This window comes from Clostridium sp. FP1 (assembly GCF_011065975.2).
Lineage (GTDB): Bacteria > Bacillota > Clostridia > Clostridiales > Clostridiaceae > Clostridium_AD > Clostridium_AD tagluense.
On sequence record NZ_JAAMNJ020000001.1, the window covers coordinates 1,438,277 to 1,456,779 of the forward strand.

Annotated in this window: 16 protein-coding genes and 3 pseudogenes; 13 read left to right on the top strand and 6 right to left on the bottom strand. The window is 28.6% G+C overall.

Annotated features, from left to right (window positions below):
• Window positions 1-49 precede the first annotated feature (49 nt).
• From G9F70_RS06975 to G9F70_RS07005, 7 genes and pseudogenes are all read left to right on the top strand, one after another.
• Window positions 50-268 carry a hypothetical protein gene (locus tag G9F70_RS06975; protein ID WP_164946614.1) on the top strand — a complete coding sequence of 73 codons (219 nt, stop codon included), beginning with the start codon at window positions 50-52 and terminating at the stop codon, window positions 266-268.
• 398 nt (window positions 269-666) lie between these two features.
• Window positions 667-2,355, top strand: coding sequence for an ABC transporter ATP-binding protein (locus G9F70_RS06980; protein ID WP_164946613.1), 1,689 nt, complete (start codon window positions 667-669; stop codon window positions 2,353-2,355).
• Between the two features lie 1,053 nt (window positions 2,356-3,408).
• Window positions 3,409-4,023, top strand: coding sequence for a helix-turn-helix transcriptional regulator (locus tag G9F70_RS06985; protein WP_164946612.1), 615 nt, complete (start codon window positions 3,409-3,411; stop codon window positions 4,021-4,023).
• Between the two features lie 161 nt (window positions 4,024-4,184).
• Window positions 4,185-4,562: pseudogene (locus G9F70_RS06990) on the top strand (excinuclease ABC subunit UvrA); the annotation flags it as partial.
• A 36-nt stretch (window positions 4,563-4,598) separates the two neighbouring features.
• Window positions 4,599-5,057: a GNAT family N-acetyltransferase gene (locus G9F70_RS06995; protein WP_164946611.1), complete on the top strand. Its 459-nt coding sequence runs from the start codon at window positions 4,599-4,601 to the stop codon at window positions 5,055-5,057.
• A gap of 287 nt (window positions 5,058-5,344) precedes the next feature.
• Window positions 5,345-6,355 carry a LacI family DNA-binding transcriptional regulator gene (locus G9F70_RS07000; protein ID WP_164946610.1) on the top strand — a complete coding sequence of 337 codons (1,011 nt, stop codon included), beginning with the start codon at window positions 5,345-5,347 and terminating at the stop codon, window positions 6,353-6,355.
• Between the two features lie 74 nt (window positions 6,356-6,429).
• The gene (locus G9F70_RS07005) at window positions 6,430-7,245 is read left to right on the top strand and encodes a purine-nucleoside phosphorylase (RefSeq protein ID WP_164946659.1); all 816 of its coding nucleotides are present in this window, start codon (window positions 6,430-6,432) and stop codon (window positions 7,243-7,245) included.
• Between the two features lie 41 nt (window positions 7,246-7,286).
• On the opposite strand, the gene G9F70_RS07010 is transcribed toward G9F70_RS07005, so the two are convergent.
• Both G9F70_RS07010 and G9F70_RS07015 read right to left on the bottom strand, forming a co-directional pair.
• Window positions 7,287-8,849 carry a thiol-activated cytolysin family protein gene (locus G9F70_RS07010; protein WP_164946609.1) on the bottom strand — a complete coding sequence of 521 codons (1,563 nt, stop codon included), beginning with the start codon at window positions 8,847-8,849 and terminating at the stop codon, window positions 7,287-7,289.
• A 557-nt stretch (window positions 8,850-9,406) separates the two neighbouring features.
• Complete coding sequence (locus G9F70_RS07015; protein WP_164946608.1) at window positions 9,407-9,943, bottom strand: peroxiredoxin; 537 nt, start codon at window positions 9,941-9,943, stop codon at window positions 9,407-9,409.
• A gap of 433 nt (window positions 9,944-10,376) precedes the next feature.
• Here G9F70_RS07015 and G9F70_RS07020 point away from each other — a divergent pair, with 433 nt between their 5' ends.
• From G9F70_RS07020 to G9F70_RS07045, 6 genes and pseudogenes are all read left to right on the top strand, one after another.
• On the top strand, window positions 10,377-11,090 hold the full coding sequence (locus G9F70_RS07020; protein ID WP_164946607.1) for an EcsC family protein: 714 nt from the start codon (window positions 10,377-10,379) through the stop codon (window positions 11,088-11,090).
• Window positions 11,091-11,256: 166 nt separating this feature from the next.
• Window positions 11,257-11,400: pseudogene (locus G9F70_RS07025) on the top strand (IS200/IS605 family transposase); the annotation flags it as partial.
• Window positions 11,401-11,411: 11 nt separating this feature from the next.
• Window positions 11,412-12,860, top strand: coding sequence for a transposase (locus tag G9F70_RS07030; protein WP_164946606.1), 1,449 nt, complete (start codon window positions 11,412-11,414; stop codon window positions 12,858-12,860).
• 352 nt (window positions 12,861-13,212) lie between these two features.
• Window positions 13,213-13,938 carry a TraX family protein gene (locus G9F70_RS07035; RefSeq protein WP_164946605.1) on the top strand — a complete coding sequence of 242 codons (726 nt, stop codon included), beginning with the start codon at window positions 13,213-13,215 and terminating at the stop codon, window positions 13,936-13,938.
• Between the two features lie 329 nt (window positions 13,939-14,267).
• Window positions 14,268-14,720: a hypothetical protein gene (locus G9F70_RS07040; RefSeq protein WP_125003523.1), complete on the top strand. Its 453-nt coding sequence runs from the start codon at window positions 14,268-14,270 to the stop codon at window positions 14,718-14,720.
• A 34-nt stretch (window positions 14,721-14,754) separates the two neighbouring features.
• Complete coding sequence (locus tag G9F70_RS07045) at window positions 14,755-15,582, top strand: class I SAM-dependent methyltransferase (protein WP_164946604.1); 828 nt, start codon at window positions 14,755-14,757, stop codon at window positions 15,580-15,582.
• A gap of 47 nt (window positions 15,583-15,629) precedes the next feature.
• Here the strand turns inward: G9F70_RS07045 and G9F70_RS07050 are convergent, their stop codons facing one another.
• From G9F70_RS07050 to G9F70_RS07065, 4 genes and pseudogenes are all read right to left on the bottom strand, one after another.
• Entirely contained in the window at window positions 15,630-16,313 is a 684-nt protein-coding gene (locus tag G9F70_RS07050) for a TVP38/TMEM64 family protein (RefSeq protein ID WP_164946603.1), read from the bottom strand.
• Window positions 16,314-16,442: 129 nt separating this feature from the next.
• Window positions 16,443-16,559: a VanZ family protein gene (locus G9F70_RS27450; RefSeq protein ID WP_224617810.1), complete on the bottom strand. Its 117-nt coding sequence runs from the start codon at window positions 16,557-16,559 to the stop codon at window positions 16,443-16,445.
• Window positions 16,560-16,707: 148 nt separating this feature from the next.
• Entirely contained in the window at window positions 16,708-17,046 is a 339-nt protein-coding gene (locus tag G9F70_RS07060; protein ID WP_164946601.1) for a hypothetical protein, read from the bottom strand.
• 152 nt (window positions 17,047-17,198) lie between these two features.
• A pseudogene (locus tag G9F70_RS07065) lies at window positions 17,199-18,216 on the bottom strand (IS1595 family transposase).
• Window positions 18,217-18,503: the final 287 nt, after the last annotated feature.

The following is an 18,503-nucleotide window of genomic DNA, read 5'->3' on the forward strand; positions in this document are numbered from 1 at the left end:
CATTATTACGAAGTAATATTATCTATAAATAGCGAAGGAGGTTGAAGAAATGAAGAACTATTCAAATGCTTCGAAAATTGGAATTATCGTATCTGTTATTGGAATGCTGATATTTGGTATTAATTACTTGTTTGGACCGTTCAATAATATGAAAGTCGGGGCATCATTTAGCTTTTTGACGTCTATGGTTACTTTGTTTTGGGTTAATATTATGATAGCAGAATCAGAAAAGAACAAAAAAATTGAAAAAGAAAAGCAAAGATTATAAGCATATTGTGAAGTTGAGTTAATTCTCTTTCTTCTAATTAAAGATTGTAAGTCATAAAAGTTTGTGGCATTTTTATTTATGACACAATAGAAAGATATACTAACACAAAGATTAGTATATATCTAATCTTTGCGTTTATAATGAATCATGGTATTGTTAAATCGGAATCGCGGTTTGACATAAAATGGAAACTGTTAAAGTTGAAATTAAGAAGTATATTATGGCTTTTATATAAAATATTGAAAGGATGTGACCCCAGAATGAGAATTAAACGAATTAATCACTCAGTACAGTTGAAATAATCTGTAAGCAGATTGTACTGAGGTTAGACTTATTTGCTGGCAGTCTCAACTGTACTAATTTTTGATAACATATTAAAAATTAGGGGGAGTACAGTTATGAAATATTATTTAGAAATTTTAAACAAGAAGAAATTATTGGTTGTTATTTATATATTATTGGGAATAGTAGTGGCTTTTTTGAATGCTTTTAGTGCTAGCTATTTTCAAAAGGTATTAGATGATTTTGGAGATAAGTCCCTTTCTATAAACACAGTATGCATTTATGGATTTGTTTTAGTGCTGATATGTTGCCTTAATTATTTCCATGAATATCCAAGTTGCAAATTGTACCAAAGTATATACTTGGATTTTAAGCTAAAAGCATTGAGAAAAATGAGCACCATAGACTATAGATATTATCAATTATTAGGGACGGGCAATTTAATTCAAAAAATAGAAAATGGAGCTAATGCAGGTAAAAGTATATTATTTGATTTTTACTTTAGATTATTTAGTGAATTGGTTCCAAGTATAGTTTTCAGTTTGATTTTCATTGCCAATATTGACAAGAATATTATGATTTATATTGCATTTGGTTATGTATTTGTCTTTGTGGTAACCAATATCTTGCTGAAATATTTATATGAAATTAAAGCACATATTTTAAATAATGAGGAAATTTTTAATAAATATGTAGTTCGTGGCTTTATGGAGTTAATTGTATTTAGAACTAATAAAAGATTTGAGCATGAGATATACAAAACAACTAAATCATCTGAAGAAATTGTAAAATCAAAAATCAAAATGAAGATGATTCATGAAGCATTCTTTGCTATTTTTGCATTGTTTATAATACTAATAAAAGTGATTATTATATATATTAGTTGGGAAAACAATTCATTGTCAGTAGGTGATCTAGTTGCGTTACTTATCTTGATTGATAAAGCATATTCACCCATTGCTATATTTAATGTATTGTTCGTACAATATAAATTAGATATGAGCGCATTTAGGAGATATACAGATTTATTGGATATGCCAGATGATGTTAGATTAAATTCTGGAAAGATAGTAAATTCCATAGAGGGAAATATCCATTTTAAGAATGTATGTTTTTCTTATGAGGATAAAAACATCTTTAAGGATCTATCCTTTGATATTCCTGCTGGAAGTTCAGTTGCATTCATGGGAGAAAGTGGTTCAGGAAAATCAACAATTGTTAAGCAAATCATGGGTCTAATTAAGCCAAATGCGGGGAATATTTATGTTGATAGAAATGATTTGTCAGAGCTTAACTTAAATAAATTTTATAATTGTATTTCTTATACTTCACAGGAATCTCCTATTTTTGATGGAACCCTGCGAGAAAATATTGTTTTCGATAAGGATATTTCCGATGAGGCAATTATTGAAGTATTAGAACGTGTTGGACTCACACCATTTTATTCTGCTCTACCCAAAGGACTACATACAGAAGTTGGCGAAAGAGGTGTTATGCTTTCGGGTGGAGAACGCCAAAGATTGGCATTAGCAAGAGTGTTCTTTGGAGATGCAAAAATTGTTATATTGGATGAAGCTACTTCAGCTATGGATAATATTACAGAAGAATTGGTAATGGAAAATGTCATGCAATTTTTAAAAAACAAAACAATTATAACGATTGCTCATCGTCTTGGTACAATAAAAAATGTTGACAAAATCTATGCATTTAAAGATGGTGAAATTGTTGGTGTGGGTGATTTTAAGGAACTCTTAGACCATAACCAATATTTTGGGCAGTTATGGAATGCCACAATGGAAAATTAGGGAAAGGTTTTGATTATGGCATTAGCTTGGATATTTGCTAATGTCATTAGTTGTTTTAGATCTTAGAATGCTTTCATATCATGATTTATTATGGGAAAAGCTTGAAACAAAGTGGTTATAGGAAAAAGAATACGTTGTGCATATGCATATTAATGATTTGAAGGGTAAACCATATTCAGTAGAGAGCTTAAAGAAAAGGTTACATCAGTTCTTTAGTGATTTTTTTCTTGTTAGGACTAGATATTATTGAACTGCGACGTAAAAGTGCCGTAAAATTCAATCCTTAATAATACGGCATTTTAAGGAATTATTCGGTTTTTATAGTTGTGACGTTTAATACGAAACATGCGACTAAACACACATCCAATTAATTTTATTTGGTCCATTATTTTCTATTATTAAAGGGTTTAACTGTTTTAATATTTCAATTAATTTTTTTCTTTTCATCATACCCTCCTCAACTTCCAGTTATATAAAATAATCTTCGTATATTTATAACTAATTCATTCTTCCTCTTTATTATTCAAATATCGCAGATTTACGATTAAAGAAGCATTTTTTACGATGTCGTCTTAACTAATGGTAATTATAGCATATTTTTAGAAGAATAATCACTATTTTTGTAAAACATAGCAATTATTCTTATTCTTCAATACCGTATTATACAATTTTCAAAGACCATTGTTCGTGCTTTCAATTTCAATAGTTACGTCGCCCTTTTTTCAAAGTTTGAAACAAACTATCCTATTAATAAACACCTCGTATTTTATATTTCTTTATAAAGAAAATGATAAAAACTCCTAATGGCATACCTAAGAAACCTCTTAACATTGCTCTTTTATTTTCAAAAAAAAATGGTATGAGTTACAAAAAAAATCGGGAATCTATATTTAGCATAACTACATATAATTTGTTCTAATTAGAATTAGAAAGTCATATATAATACATTTCCCCCTACAATACAGTAACTGCAGTCATTTACAACATATCAAAAAATATCAAGAAAAGTAAATCGCTAGATGATATACTATATTCAAAGGTTGGTGATGGATTATGTCTGACTATTTTAATGAGCTCCAAAAGACATTAGATTATATAGAAGAACATATTAAGGAAGATATTACACTTGAACAATTATCAGCGTTATGTTTTTATTCTACGCATCATTATCATCGAGTATTTCAATCAGTTATAGGAATTCCTGTAGCGGATTATATAAAGAAAAGAAAATTATCTGTGGCAGCTGGGGAAATTATAGGAACAGATAAGAAGATAATTGATATTGCATTGGACTTTGGATTCAACTGTCATGAAACCTTTTCTAGGGCATTCAAGAGAATATTTGATATTACGCCTAATGATTATAGGAAGCTTAATACGCATGCTATCCCAACGGATTTTTGGAAAGTAAGTTTTGCCAGTAGCGATTTGCAAAAACGATATATGCAGGCAGTGGAAACATTGTGCGAAAGACTGAAGATGGACAGCAATGTCATAGCTGTGATTTTAGAAGGAAGTCTATCCTATGATCAGGTATGGGAGAAATCAGATATTGATATGGAGATTATTGTTAATGACAATAGTAGTAAACCTACTCCTTGGATTTGTCTCATAGAAGATGATATATACATAAATGGAAATGTAAAGACCAGAAGCGAATTTAGATAGAGTGTAGCAAGGGTAAGAAGGGGCTCAGGCGCACATTCATACTTTTCATTAGGAACTATGGTCTACTGCAAGGACTAATCTGTAAGAGAGATTTTCGAAAGCGTCAATGCGGATGATGAAATAGGTGAAAGGGATAGATCTTATGCTTTAATGGAAAGAACGGAATGGGATACATCAAATTAGGTCAGTCCTCTTCAACCTTATCAGGAGGAGAGGCACAGAGAATAAAGCTCGCGTCAGAACTTGGGAAGATAAAGAGTGGCTCAAATAACCTATATATATTAGATGAGCCCACTACAGGACTTCACATTTCAGATATAAAAAAACTATTGAATTGTTTAAATTTATTTGTGGACATGGGACATTCCTTACTTGTTATTGAACATAATCTAGAAGTGCTAAAAACAGCAGATCACATAATTGATCTTGGTCCTGAGGGCGGTAAAAATGGAGGTTATGTGGTAGCACAAGGAACACCAGAAGAAGTGATGGAAGTAAAAGAATCTGTCACTGGGGAGTGGTTGAAGAAGGTTTTGTAAGTTTATAAAAAAGTTAACCCTGGGAGGAATTAAGCAATGATTAATATTATAAAAGCTGAAGTTGAAGATTCTAAAATTATAACTGAAATTAAGAAATTAGCATATAATGATGAGACCCGTAGGTTTGGACCTGGAAGAGATGGTGGTCCTCCTGGATATGAATCCCAAGAAGAAACAGAGCGTTTGATTAAAGATTATTTATTCTATAAGATTATGATTGGTAATAATATAATTGGTTTCTTTTGGTTGCATGGGGAGGACAATAAATTTTATGAATTAGAAGACCTATGTATTCATCCCGAATATCATAATAAAGGATATGGTTTTAAGACATTGAAGTTAATTGAAGAATTACATCCACAGATAAAAAAATGGGTGTTAGGAACGCCTTATTATAGTGTAAGAAATCAACACTTATATGAAAAAATTGGTTATAAAAAAACTGGACAAACCGAAGATGGTTTTTTATTCTTTTATGAAAAGTTAATTGATTGAACTATTTGTCAAGACTCATTTTTCTTATAAGCTAAAGAAAGTAGCATTAATATTATTAATAATATTAACAAGAATGATTTATTAAAAGAGATAATTAAGTAGTACTTTTTCAGATATGAATGATACTTAAAGTGTTATTTAACAACATTTCAGAAGGAAAGACAACGGCTGCTATAAGTTGCTGTCTTTCCTTCTATAATAAAAGTCTTTACTATTAAAATAAAAAGATATACAATAATATTGGAAATCGGTTTCAAGTATACTGAGAATTTATGGAGATTAAGTTTATGGATATGAAAGATATTGCTAAGTTAGTAGGAGTTTCAAAAGCTACGGTGTCAAGAGTAATTAATAATTCACAAAATGTAAGCCCAGAATTGAGGGTAAGGGTAGAAAAAGTTTTAAAAGAAACGGGATATACCCCTAATTTATTAGCACAGGAGTTAGTAACTAAGAAAACAAAATTAATAGGAGTTATATTACCTAGAATTGGTATTGATACATTTTCGCATATAACTGAAGGTATTACCGAAAAGTTGAATCAAGAAGGATATAACATTTTGCTTGCTAATTCAAGGGGAAGTGAAAATGATGAATTCAAATATTTTGATATTTTTCAAAAGAAACATTTAGATGGAATTATATTTTTTCACACTGAGATTACAGAGAAACACATAAGATTGATTAATGAAATTAATATTCCAGTTGTAATAATGGGCCAACAAAATAGTGAAATAGATGTTCCTTATGTAACATATGATGATTTTAATGCAGCTAAGGCAATAGTATCACATTTAATTAGTCAAGGTCATGAAAAAATTGCATATATTGGCTTATCAGAAACTAAAGTGGCAATAGGAAGTTTTAGAAAACAAGGATATATGGCTGCATTAAAAGAGAATAACATTGATGTACCGGATGAATATTTATCAGTAGGAGATTTCGAAATATCATCAGGATATGAAGCAATGAAAAGTATAATTAATAATTCTAAAACAATTCCGACTGCAGTATTTGCAGTCATAGATCGTTTAGCCTTTGGAGCAATACAGTATTTAAAAGAAAAAGGCTACAGGGTTCCACAGGATATATCAGTGGTTGGCATAGATGATATGGATATTTCTTCCGTATTTGAACCGACTTTAACAACAATGCATTTTGATTATTATGATTCTGGAATTAATGCAGCAAAACTAATATTAGAAAAATTACAGAATGAAGAGATAGAAAATAAAAACATTGTTATGGCATATGAATTAAAGATTAGAAACAGTACAAAAAAATATAAAAAGAGGTAGCATTATTTTTTTGCATAATTAGAAACCGGTTTCTAGTTGTAATAAATTTTTAGGAGGAGAAGAATATGAAGAACATGTATGATAAAGCTCGCGAATCAGTAAAGTATATAGAGAGTAAAATGAACTTAAAGCCTAAAATAGCAGTTATTCTAGGTTCAGGACTGGGTGATTTGGCCGATGCTATAGAAAATAAAGAATATATTAACTATAAGGATATACCAAATTTTCCACAGTCAACAGTGGTGGGACATGAAGGAAGATTAGTTTTAGGGGAAATAAAAGGCGTAGCTGTACTTGCAATGCAGGGAAGATTTCATTATTTCGAAGGTTATACAATGAAAGAAGTTGCATACCCTGTGTTTGTGATGAAGCTTTTGGGTATTGAAAAGCTTATAGTAACTAATGCCTGTGGAGGTATAAATACAAGCTTTAGTCCTGGAACATTAATGATTATTACTGATTTTATTAATTTAGTTTCTGATAACCCATTGATTGGAATTAATGATGAAAGATTTGGACCAAGATTTCCAGATATGTCAGAACCCTATAAACTTGAACTAATAGATAAAGCAAAGAAAGTTGCAGATGAAATAGGTGTTGAATATAGAGAAGGCATTTATGCAGGGTTTATGGGACCTTATTATGAAACAGCTGCAGAGATAAGAGCAATTGGAGGGCAAGGGGCAGATGCTGTTGGAATGTCTACGGTTCCTGAAACAATAGCTGCAAATTATTTAGGAATAGAGGTACTTGGAATATCTTGTATTACAAATATGGCTACAGGTATACAAAAACAAAAACACTCTCATGCAAGAGTGGTAGAAATAGCTAAAAAAGCATCAGTGGATTTCTGTAGGTGGGTAGCTAAAATAATAGAGGATATTGGTTAAAATAAAACTACTCATCTACTTTAGTAGATGAGTAGTTTTATTTAGATTCCAGGCTGAATGGACTTAGTTGGATATAATGTTGTACCCCACACTGAGAAAGTTCTCTCTTTTACTAATGGAATATTTTTAACATCTACAATAGTTCTCCACCATTCCCATGAAAGGCCCGTACATTCTTTTATTTTCACCGAAATATTTTTTGCGTTTCCTTTCAAATATATTTCAGTATTAAAATGAGCCGTTCTATCTTTATTATTTCCGGACCATGATTTATGGTCAATTATTTCATTTCCTTGTTTATCATAATTAACTTCATCCCAGGTTACTTGAAATTGAACAACATATGCGCCACTATGATCAAGGACTATTTTACCATTAGTATATTCTGTTGCAGTGGTTTCTATGTATTCTGTTTTATTGTTTATACATGCTATACTATTGTCTTTTAAAAATGTACTTGTGTATGAAATAGGATATCCAGGATTTTGAGGACTGTATACTGAATTATTTTTAATAATATTTGTTATTTCATTAAAATCTTTGGTAATTATTTTATTATGTGCTTGTGCTCCGCCACCTAGAACAGTAGCTGTAAATGAACTTTGATCTAGTATATCTTGATATTCTGCATTACTACTTATATTTTGATTATCTATTAATGCCTTAAATGCCGCTTTAACATTTGCACTCTTAGAGTTTGTTTCAAGTTTTACATAAATTGTTCTACCATACGCAACATTTGAAACATATGCAGGAGGATTATCATTATTTACTCCTTTTAAAGCTAATTTATCAAAAGTTACGCTGTCACCAAATAAATCTGATGGACGATTAGGTGCATCTACACTTACTGTATAAAAAATTTGTTTGTATGAAAGTATCATAACCTTTTTTTCGCCTTTTAATATAGAATCAAAATCTATATTTAATGACTTACTTAAAGTTTTAAAATTGCAACCAAACATTGTAGATAGCTGTGATTTACTATACACCATAGTGTCAGAATAATTTATTCTTGTAGGGATAGTATATCTAGATGAATATTTTGAATTCCATGTTTCTAGTAAAGAGTTTATTGAAGAATTAACTGCAGAATATGTTGGTGAATCAATATTTTTTTTACCATCGTCACTCATGCCAGGTAAATCAACACTTATAGTAATAGGCTTTCTTTCACATGAAATTACATCAGGTCTATTTTCTATAAGATTTTTATTTGCAAGTTGCAGCGCACCAGGATAAGTTCTGTCATTTATTGAGTCTATAATTGAAATATCTGCAGTGGAATCTGAAATGCTTTTCTTTTCTCTTTTTACTACAATATATTTATTTGGATTTTCAAAACCCTCCGCTGGTACAAAACTTTCAATATTTTCTCCATTATATGATAATATATTGTTTGGATTATAAGATAGTCCATAAATATTTTCATCTATATTATCACTATTATTTTTAATTGGATTATTTTCTGTGCTTAATTTTATAGCTTGTACATTATTAAGACTACTAGCTTTTACGTTATAATTGCATATTGACCCACTTATAACCATACTAATTATTAATACGTGCGCTACTGATGTCAAAGCTTTCTTAGTAATTTTCATTTTATATTTGCCCCCTTTAATATTTATGAAATTCAAGTAATTTTATTTTTATAAATCAAAAACTGCCTCTTTTATAATATAAAAATATATCAAATTTATTGATTTTATAAATATTTTTATATGAAAAATCTCCTTTCATTAATAAAATAAGCTATCATTTTTACTTTGACAGTTTTTAAATTTCAAAATAACATTTAAAAAAACGATATACTAATTTATGAAATATATACACTATTATACAATATTAAATAGAATTAAACAATATTAAACAATATAATCCATGAAAGTAATAAAATGTATAAAAATCTTAAATTTATTCCAAGTAATAGTCATATATGGTTCATGATGAAATTTTTAGATATTGATAGCAACTATTTAGTGGATTTCGCTAGGTGAGTAGCTGAAATAGTAGAGAATATTGGTTAAATTTAAAAGCTACAGACATAAAGTTTATGTCTGTAGCTCATTTGCCTAAGTCTATAAAATATATAGTAATACCAATCAAATTTGAATATATTCTAATATTTAATTGTTTTATAGACTATATTCAGGTGGAGTTATAGAGTACTATCTCCTTCTTGCCAGTCTATAGCACATAATCCACCTGTTTTTAACGCTTTAAGTACGCGCAATGTTTCATCAACACTTCTTCCTACATTTAAATCATGAATAACAGAATATTTAACAATCCCATTAGGATCTATTATAAATAATCCTCTCAAAGAAATTCCCTCTTCTTCAATTAGTATACCATAATTTTTTGAAGTTTCTTTTGTTAAATCAGAGGCCATAGGGAAAGCGATTTTTCCCAATCCACCATCACTTAAGTTTTGATTTATCCAAGTTTTATGTGCATGTTGACTATCACAACTTACTGCTAATAATTCTGTACCCTCCTTCTTAAATTCATCATATTTCTTACTAAAAGCAGTTATTTCTGTAGGGCATATAAATGTAAAATCTAAAGGGTAAAAGAACATAACAAGCCACTTTCCTTTATAATCTTCCAATTTTACTTCTACAAAATCGCTTCCATCACCTTTTACGGCGTTCATTTTAAAATAAGGAGCTGATTTTCCAACTAATCTTTCCATATTGATACCTCCTAAATTAATAATATTTATAAGTTTCTATTAAATAAGTGACATAATTTTAATGTAAAATATTGTTTAATATCAATGATTATAATTTCCTATAGACTCATAAATTATTTCCTATCAAAATCAATAATTATCAAAGCAATTCTTTTCTGCTTTTTACTTATAAACAATATTAGCTTTACGTAATTTAACCGTGAAATGATATTTAATATCATTTAATAATAGATATCTTTTAATAGATTGTACTACCTAAATATCATCATGTCAATACTATACACAAATTATAATTCTATAAATCAACTTGAAAAGATAAAAATAGTTTGGAGCGTAGGTTATAAATGAAAGTTTAAAACAAGGATAGGGAGCGGTAATAGTTGTTGTTTAAAGCCCATTTTAAATATATAATAAACTGAGGCAGGTGATTTTAATGTATTCTTATAATGATATGGCTTTAGAAGAATTGAATAAATGGAAGATAGAAATGAAAAAAAAATCCACAATAGTTGAAAAGGTATCAAAGGGTATTCAAAATAAATTTAATGGAATATTACCCGAAAAATATCATGAAATAATAACTTCAGCTATAAAAAATATGATTAAAGTAGTTTTAGTTGGGTCGAAATATATTACGAAAGAGCCCTCTATAAATTTATCTCTTCAAGAAAGAGAAGAATTAGTTGCACAAAAAACCAAGACCTATAAAACTACTGCTATGATAGAGGGTGCAGGAACAGGGGCAGGTGGATTCCTTTTGGCACTTGCGGACTTACCTTTACTTTTAAGTATAAAAATTAAATTTCTTTATGACATTGCTGCAATTTATGGATTTGACGTTAATGATTATAAAGAAAGAATTTATATATTATATGTATTTCAGCTCGCTTTTTCTAGTAAGAGTAATGTAAATGAAGTATTTGATAGAATGGAAAATTTTGAAGAATATTATAGTACATTGCCCAAAGATATTAATTCTTTTGATTGGAGAGCATTTCAGCAAGAGTATAGAGATTATATTGATTTAGCAAAACTATTACAGCTGATTCCTGGAATAGGGGCCTTTGTAGGAGCTTATGTTAATACTAAATTTATTGATAAACTTAGCGAAACGGCTGTTCAAGCTTATCGTATGAGGATATTATAATTCTAAAGCACGCTGAAAATATCATAATAAAATAGCCCTCAGCACTAAGTAGAGAGTGTATATTACAATATTTGTGCGGAAAGCCCACTCCTTCAGGTGTGGGATGGATAGCATAGCTTGTGTATAATATATTTGTAAAATACATAAACTATGCTATTATAAATTCATGAAAAATAAATATAGAACAACTAAAACAACTGTATTTTTGATTAATTATAATTTTATATTTTGTCCAAGATATAAAAGAAAAAAATTAATACCTAATGTTGAAGAGAGATTTAAACATATGGTGAGATGTGTATGTGAAGAGAGGTGAATATTGTGTCAAGTTATATATTGACATTAAAATTAGATACAGAAATATATCAAGAAGATATATTAGATAAAAGATTAGAAATAGGTAGAAATATTTATAATAGTTGTCTAGGCGAATTATATAAAAGATATAACTATATGAAAGAATCTAAAGAGTATAGAAAAGTAATTAAAATGAAAAAAGGCAAAGAACGTAATAAGGAATTTAACAAATTAAATAAAAATAATGGTTTGACAGAATATTCACTTCATAAATACGTTAAGCTTATACAGAAACATTTTAAAGATAATATAGATAGCTTCACTACACAAAAAATAGCGACAAGATGTTTTAATGCTTTTGGGCAATTAATGCTTCATAAATGTAATAAAGTTTATTTCAAAAAATATGGTGAACTGAGTAGTGTTGAGGGTAAATCAAATAAAACTGGACTTAGATTTGTAGATAATAAATTAATATGGAATGGACTTTCGATAGATATAATTATAAATAAAAACGATGAATATGCACATATATCATTATTAAATAAAATTAAATATTGTAGAGTAGTTAGAAAGTTCATTCGAGGTAAGTACAAATATTTTATTCAACTAATTTTAGAAGGAATTCCACCTAAAAAATATAATAAAGAAACTGGAGAGGTTAGGCATAGAATAGGAGACGGAAATGTAGGTATTGATATTGGAACTAGAACTATTGCTTTTAGTAGTAAAAACGAAGTAAAATTATTAGAATTATGTCCAGAAGTTGAAAATATTGAACATGAAAAAATGATATTGCAAAGAAAATTAGATAGACAACGTAGGACTAATAATCCTAATAACTTTAATGAAAATGGAACTATTAAAAAAGCTATTAAATTAATATGGATTAAGTCTAATAAATATATTAAAACTCAAAATGAATTAAGAGAAATACAAAGAAAACAAGCTTGTATAAGAAAGCAAAGTCATGAGAAATTAGCTAATCAAATTATCAGTTTAGGCGATAGAATATTAGTAGAAACTATGAGCTATAGTGGGCTACAAAAGAGAGCTAAGAATACAACAATAAATGATAAGACAGGTAAAATAAATAAGAAAAAGAGATTTGGTAAAAGTCTCGCAAGTAAAGCACCTAGCATGTTTTTAACTATATTAGATAATAAATTAGAATGGTATGGTAAAGAGCTTTTAAAAATAAACACTACTAAAATAAAAGCTTCACAATACAACCATTTTGATGATAAGTATAATAAAAAAGAATTATCGGAAAGGTGGAACAATTTCGAAGGATTTAAAATACAAAGGGATTGTTATAGTGCATTTCTTATAATGAATATTAAGGATAATTTAGAAGAAATAGATAGAGATTTATGTTTTAAGGAGTTTGATAATTTTAAAGTGCTACACGATAAGGAAATAGTAACAATACAAAATAGCAACAATAAAGCAATAAGTAGTATGGGATTATAAATTAAGGCTAAAGAGGTTTTGATATGAGCCATATGCTATCGTTAATTCATTCATTGGAATGATTGATAGTGAAAGTTTTAGAGAAGTTAATTAGTTCTTATATGTTGTAATTTATTTGATTTTTAAATAAATGAGAGTATAGGAGAAGTTAAGCTATCTAAGAACACCTTGCCTTTAGGCATGGGAGTATCAGGCAAAGAATAACCAGCTACAATTTGCATAATATATGCTCTTTGTTATTTGCTGCGAGTATTACAAAAATGTAAGGGAAACGTAATGAAGTTAGATGGTTGCACCTCTTCTTTAAATATATAATAGGCACATAAGGTAACAAAAAGAGGAGAATAAAATTATGAAAAAATTAAATGCATTTCAATTAAAGATTATCGCACTTATAGTAATGCTAATGGACCATTTATATTTTGCATTTCCAAGAGTATTTCCATTATGGTTTCATCCATTATCAAGGTTTGTAGCACCATTATTTGTATTCTTAATGGTAGAAGGATTATTCCACACAAAAAATAAATTGAAGTATAACCTTAGATTATTCGGATGGGCTATATTTATGGAAATTGGGAATTTTATAATAAATAAAGGGTTAGTGTCAAAAGAAGTTGTAGTTAACAATAATATATTTATGACACTGGCCCTAGGACTTACAATACTTAATTTGTTTGAATTTAGCAAAAATAAGGAAGGCGCTAAAAAGGTAGGAATAATAGTGTTTTCAATAGTTCTTATTCCATTGGGAGTGTTTACAGAGGGTGGGATGGTTTTGATACCATTTGCATTAATAACATATTTCTTTAGAGAAAATAAGAAAAAAGCTATTATAGGATATTTTGTATTATTTTTAGCTTTGGCTCTTATGAGTTATGCGCCATATGATACATTTCAAGAGACAATAGAAATGTTAATGTTTAATTCAGATTTCTTATTTATAACAGCAGTTCCATTTATGCTTTCATATAACGGAGAAAGAGGGGTTAACAATAAATTTAGTAAATATTTATTTTATGTTTTTTATCCATTACATTTATGGATATTAGCCATAATGGAATTTGCATTAAAGTAATGGAATGAATTGTATCACCTGGCTAAATTACATTAAATATTTATTAGTGTAGTAAGGAGTTGAATAAATTATTCAACTCCTTATTTTGGTTTGTATTAGAGCAAAATTTGAGGGGATAGACTGAAATGTTTTTGAACATTTTAAGGATTTATAGAATTTTATTTAAAATAAACAAATATTGACAAATTAAAAAAGGTAGCTATAATAAGGGTAAGATGGGTTTTTATGATATACAGCTTAGTTCATTATATATTTTATGTAAAGCGTAAAGCTGTAAATTAAAGATATTTTCAATTTTTATAAGAATTTAAAAATCATTGGAGGCAAATATGAAAAAAATATTATTATATTGTTTGACCATTCTGTCATTATTAGTTTTATTAGTGGGATGTTCAAAGAAAGTGAATGATAGTAATAAACCTGAAATGTTTAAGAGTGATAAACTTGGGTTTTCAATTGTTTTCCCAAAAACTTGGAAGGATAAATATAGGGTTGAAGAAAATGATATGGGGATAACTGTGTATTTTAAACCAAAGGAAAAAGCAGAAGGTGGATACGGTAAACTATTTGCTTTTATTAATAAGAATTCAGCTAATTTCTATGAAGATAGTCTTGATACAATTTGTGACCAACGATATTTTGAAGCAAAAGGTGCTACTTATGTTATAGGTGGACCAACAGATCTAAATTTCCCGGAAGAGCATCCAGAATTTAATACCTTTTTAAAGATGAAGGGAGAACTAAAAGAAGTACTAAAGACATTAAAAATAATAGATAAGTAACGGTTTTTATAATAAACAAATGAAAGGAGATTATATGATTAATAAAGAAAAACAAAAGCTTATGAATGTATGGGACAAGGTTGCAACTAGATTTGGTAAAATTGGACCTGGTTATTGGCAGAGATTTGGCAATAGATTAGTTGAACTTTCAAGTATTAACAAAGGTAAAAAAATATTAGATATTGGAGTGGGTAGGGGAGCTTCATTATTTTCTGCAATAAATAAAATAGGAAAAGAAGGATATGCTGTAGGTATAGATGCTTCAGAAGTTATGGTAAGTGAAACACATAAGGATATTGAGAAGCAAAAAATAGATAATGCCAAAGTAATAAAGATGAATGCACAAATATTAGAATTTGATGATAATTTTTTTGACAATGTTATTTGTGGGTTTGGAATCGGGTATCTTTTATATAGTGATAGTAAATTAACAGAAATACTAAGAGTACTTAAAAAAGATGGACAAGTAGGATTTAGTATATGGGCGATACAAGAAGACCAAAAGTGGCTAACAGAGATAGTTAACAAATATTTACATACAGATTCCTCAAATCAAAATAACAAATCAGGTATTCCCAAATTTGATACAGCCAAAGATGTGAGAAAAATATTAGAAAATACAGGTTTAAGAAATATTAAGGTTTATAAGGAAAATGCAGATGTGATTTATACAACTAAAGAACAATGGTGGGAAGAAATGTGGTCTAATGCAGTAAGAGCAGTTTTTGAGGCATTAGAAGAGCTAGGTGATGATAAATTTAAAGAGTTTAAAGTAGAGGTATTTAATGGACTTGAAATGTATAAAAATATAGATGGGTTGCATTTTAATATGCCAGTGATATATGCATTTGGAGAAAAATAAAATACAACTCAAGGTTATAATTAGATAATGATAATAAAGATGGTTATTTAATTATTACTCAGCTTTTCAAGTAAATATTCCCCTTTAAATACTCCTATTAAAAAGATTAACACCATAACAAATAGCATTAAAAAGAGGAATGGTTTACTGCAAGATAGCATGTTTGAACCTAAATAGCAGGAAAGTACTAATGCAGGAATTCTTCCAAAAGTTGAGTATACTAGGAATTTTTTTAGAGACATTTTTGAAATACCACAGGCGAAAATTAATGAGTCCCTTGGTATGCCTGGTAAAAAATAAATTAGAAACACAATAAGATTTAATTTTTTTGAGTTCAAGGCTGCTTCAATATTTTTCAATTTTGTTTCAGAAATAAATTTGTTAACAAGAGGTCGTCCGTACTTTTTTGAAAGTAAAAATAGTAATATAGATCCAAGAGTTATTCCGATAAGAGAAAGAATAGTTGCTCCAAGGGTGCCATATATCCATCCACCAGTAGCTTGAATTACTTCGCCAGGAATAAAAAAGATTGTTACTTGAAGAAATTGAGAAAGTATAAAAATAAATATTCCATAGTATCCAAAGGAAGTTATGAAATTTTTAAATTCTTCAGGGCTTTTTAATACAAATAAATATTGTCTATATTTACAACCTAATATTAAGGTGATTAAAATTAATGTGGATATTAAAATTAAATTTCTGTGTTTTTTTATAAATTGGTTAAGCTTCATATGTGTACCTCCGTATTTTAAATATCAAATCTAGTGCATGCTTTAATTTGTTGTCCAATGATTATTATAAGAGTTTTATAAGATTTGAACAAGCGATTAATATAACATTTACATTACATTATTGAAATGTTAGAAGATTTTAACCACTTTGTACATAATAAAACCTAAAATACAACTTAATGTATTTAAAATAATATCATCAATATCTAAAACACCCACGTTTAGAATAAACTGACCCAGTTCAATACTCCTATACTTTAATCATAATTTTATAAGTGTATCTTTATTCAATGGCTATGTTAGACAATATTGAGGATAAAAGAATATAAAATTGGCTTGTCTAAATAGACAAGCCAATAAACTTTTTCTTAATTATTAAAGTATCAAAATACAATTATTTAACTGATGGGATGACTAATCCTAATATAAATAGGTTGAATAATGCTATTCCAAATACAATATATGAACTCGTTAAACCCCTATTTAATTGAGGATTATTAATATTAATTGAAAGTATCAGAATTATCGTTCCCACTATCATACCCTGTATACCCAGTATTTTAGCTGTCTTGGCATAATTTTTAGCGATTGCTCCTTTTATACTGGAATTACAAAATGTCCTTAATTTTATTGAGGATTTTACTAATATTTTAGATGTATTTGTTAATAAATTTATACTGTCCAATAGTATCGCTACTGAAAATACTATCAATACCGTTTGTGATATATTCACTATAACCCTCCTATCATATGTTCTATTTTCTTTTCTTTATGCAAACAACCATTATTACTATTCAATTACTGCACACTTTTTTACAGGTGTTTACTAAATTATAGTTTATTTATATACTAATTATAACATAAATTTAAGTATAAGGGATTTAATTATCTAAAAATAGGTTCTTTACCTTTGTAAGTAGCAATTCTGGTATCTACAAAGTTTGTTGTACTATGAACTATAATATTTTTGCTTTTTATTATGTCTTTATCATCTTTAAAACATTGTAACCACTTGAAACAATGGAGATAATTCGCCAAAAATTTAGTTGATACTCCGTTAAATTTATCCATCCACTTTTTAAACTGACTGTGCAAACTATTTACATGATTAATGCCATTTTTATAATGGTTTCTCATAATACGTTTATGGTCTAAATTAAGATTTCTACCAAATCTAATATAGCTTTTATGGCTGTCTGTACAAATAATAGAATCATGGTCTATGTGACCATCATAAAGTCTTTCAAGGTCTTTAAAGCCAACTCTGCCCTTACATATCATTTCAAGAATAATATTGTTATTTCTATCTATTGCTATGGCTACACATATCTGTTCATTGCTTATACCACGTTTTTTAATTTCTTTATCTCTTTTACGAGAATGTCTTGGCATTAAAAATCCACTTTTCTTATGATTGCCTTTGAACGACTCAGCAACAAAGGTTTCATCCATTTCGACAACACCATCAACATCTCCCGTACCCATAAATTTCCTTATACAATCAAGTATTTTATGCCTCATATAAAATGAAGTTTTAACGCCTACTTCTACAATTTCAGCACTTTTCCTTATACTATATCCTATAACCATACATTTAGCGTACTCTATCCATTTTTCTAAAGATAATTTTGTGCATGATAATGCAGATTTTGTAAAGTCATTAAAAGTCTTATTACAACCCCTACATTTATATCTTTGTTTACCATTTAACTTGCCATTCTTAACAACATGAGTTGAATTACAATGAGGGCAGACCTCTCCCTTGGCAAATCTGGATTATCTACAATCTTTAGGAAGATTACGAGTTAAGTGTCATTATTTCGCCAATGAAATCAAATAAGTCTTGTAATGCAAATTCAGAAAGAGTTTTTATATCTGTTTTTAAAGCTCCCACACTTGGCATGTAACCACCTCATAAATGTATTTAATACCTTATTATAACACATTCAGCGAAAATATATACAATATCACCATTTATGTCTAACATAGCCTATTCAATTATACAGAATGTTAACATGAATTTTAATATTTACAATAATAGGGAGAAAACGGTTATAGTTATTTTTTACATTGATAATATAATATTTTACAATTAAAATAGAAATTACTTACTGACTTAGAGGACAAGTTAATAAAGTAATAAAGCAAGAGAAATGAGAAAAAGAAAAAATACAAAAGTGAGAGAAATTA

Coding starts and splice junctions, on each gene's coding strand:
- G9F70_RS06975 (WP_164946614.1), top strand. CDS start 50: ATGAAGAACTATTCAAATGCTTCGAAAATTGGAATTATCGTATCTGTT.
- G9F70_RS06980 (WP_164946613.1), top strand. CDS start 667: ATGAAATATTATTTAGAAATTTTAAACAAGAAGAAATTATTGGTTGTT.
- G9F70_RS06985 (WP_164946612.1), top strand. CDS start 3,409: ATGTCTGACTATTTTAATGAGCTCCAAAAGACATTAGATTATATAGAA.
- G9F70_RS06995 (WP_164946611.1), top strand. CDS start 4,599: ATGATTAATATTATAAAAGCTGAAGTTGAAGATTCTAAAATTATAACT.
- G9F70_RS07000 (WP_164946610.1), top strand. CDS start 5,345: ATGGATATGAAAGATATTGCTAAGTTAGTAGGAGTTTCAAAAGCTACG.
- G9F70_RS07005 (WP_164946659.1), top strand. CDS start 6,430: ATGTATGATAAAGCTCGCGAATCAGTAAAGTATATAGAGAGTAAAATG.
- G9F70_RS07010 (WP_164946609.1), bottom strand. CDS start 8,849: ATGAAAATTACTAAGAAAGCTTTGACATCAGTAGCGCACGTATTAATA.
- G9F70_RS07015 (WP_164946608.1), bottom strand. CDS start 9,943: ATGGAAAGATTAGTTGGAAAATCAGCTCCTTATTTTAAAATGAACGCC.
- G9F70_RS07020 (WP_164946607.1), top strand. CDS start 10,377: ATGTATTCTTATAATGATATGGCTTTAGAAGAATTGAATAAATGGAAG.
- G9F70_RS07035 (WP_164946605.1), top strand. CDS start 13,213: ATGAAAAAATTAAATGCATTTCAATTAAAGATTATCGCACTTATAGTA.
- G9F70_RS07040 (WP_125003523.1), top strand. CDS start 14,268: ATGAAAAAAATATTATTATATTGTTTGACCATTCTGTCATTATTAGTT.
- G9F70_RS07045 (WP_164946604.1), top strand. CDS start 14,755: ATGATTAATAAAGAAAAACAAAAGCTTATGAATGTATGGGACAAGGTT.
- G9F70_RS07050 (WP_164946603.1), bottom strand. CDS start 16,313: ATGAAGCTTAACCAATTTATAAAAAAACACAGAAATTTAATTTTAATA.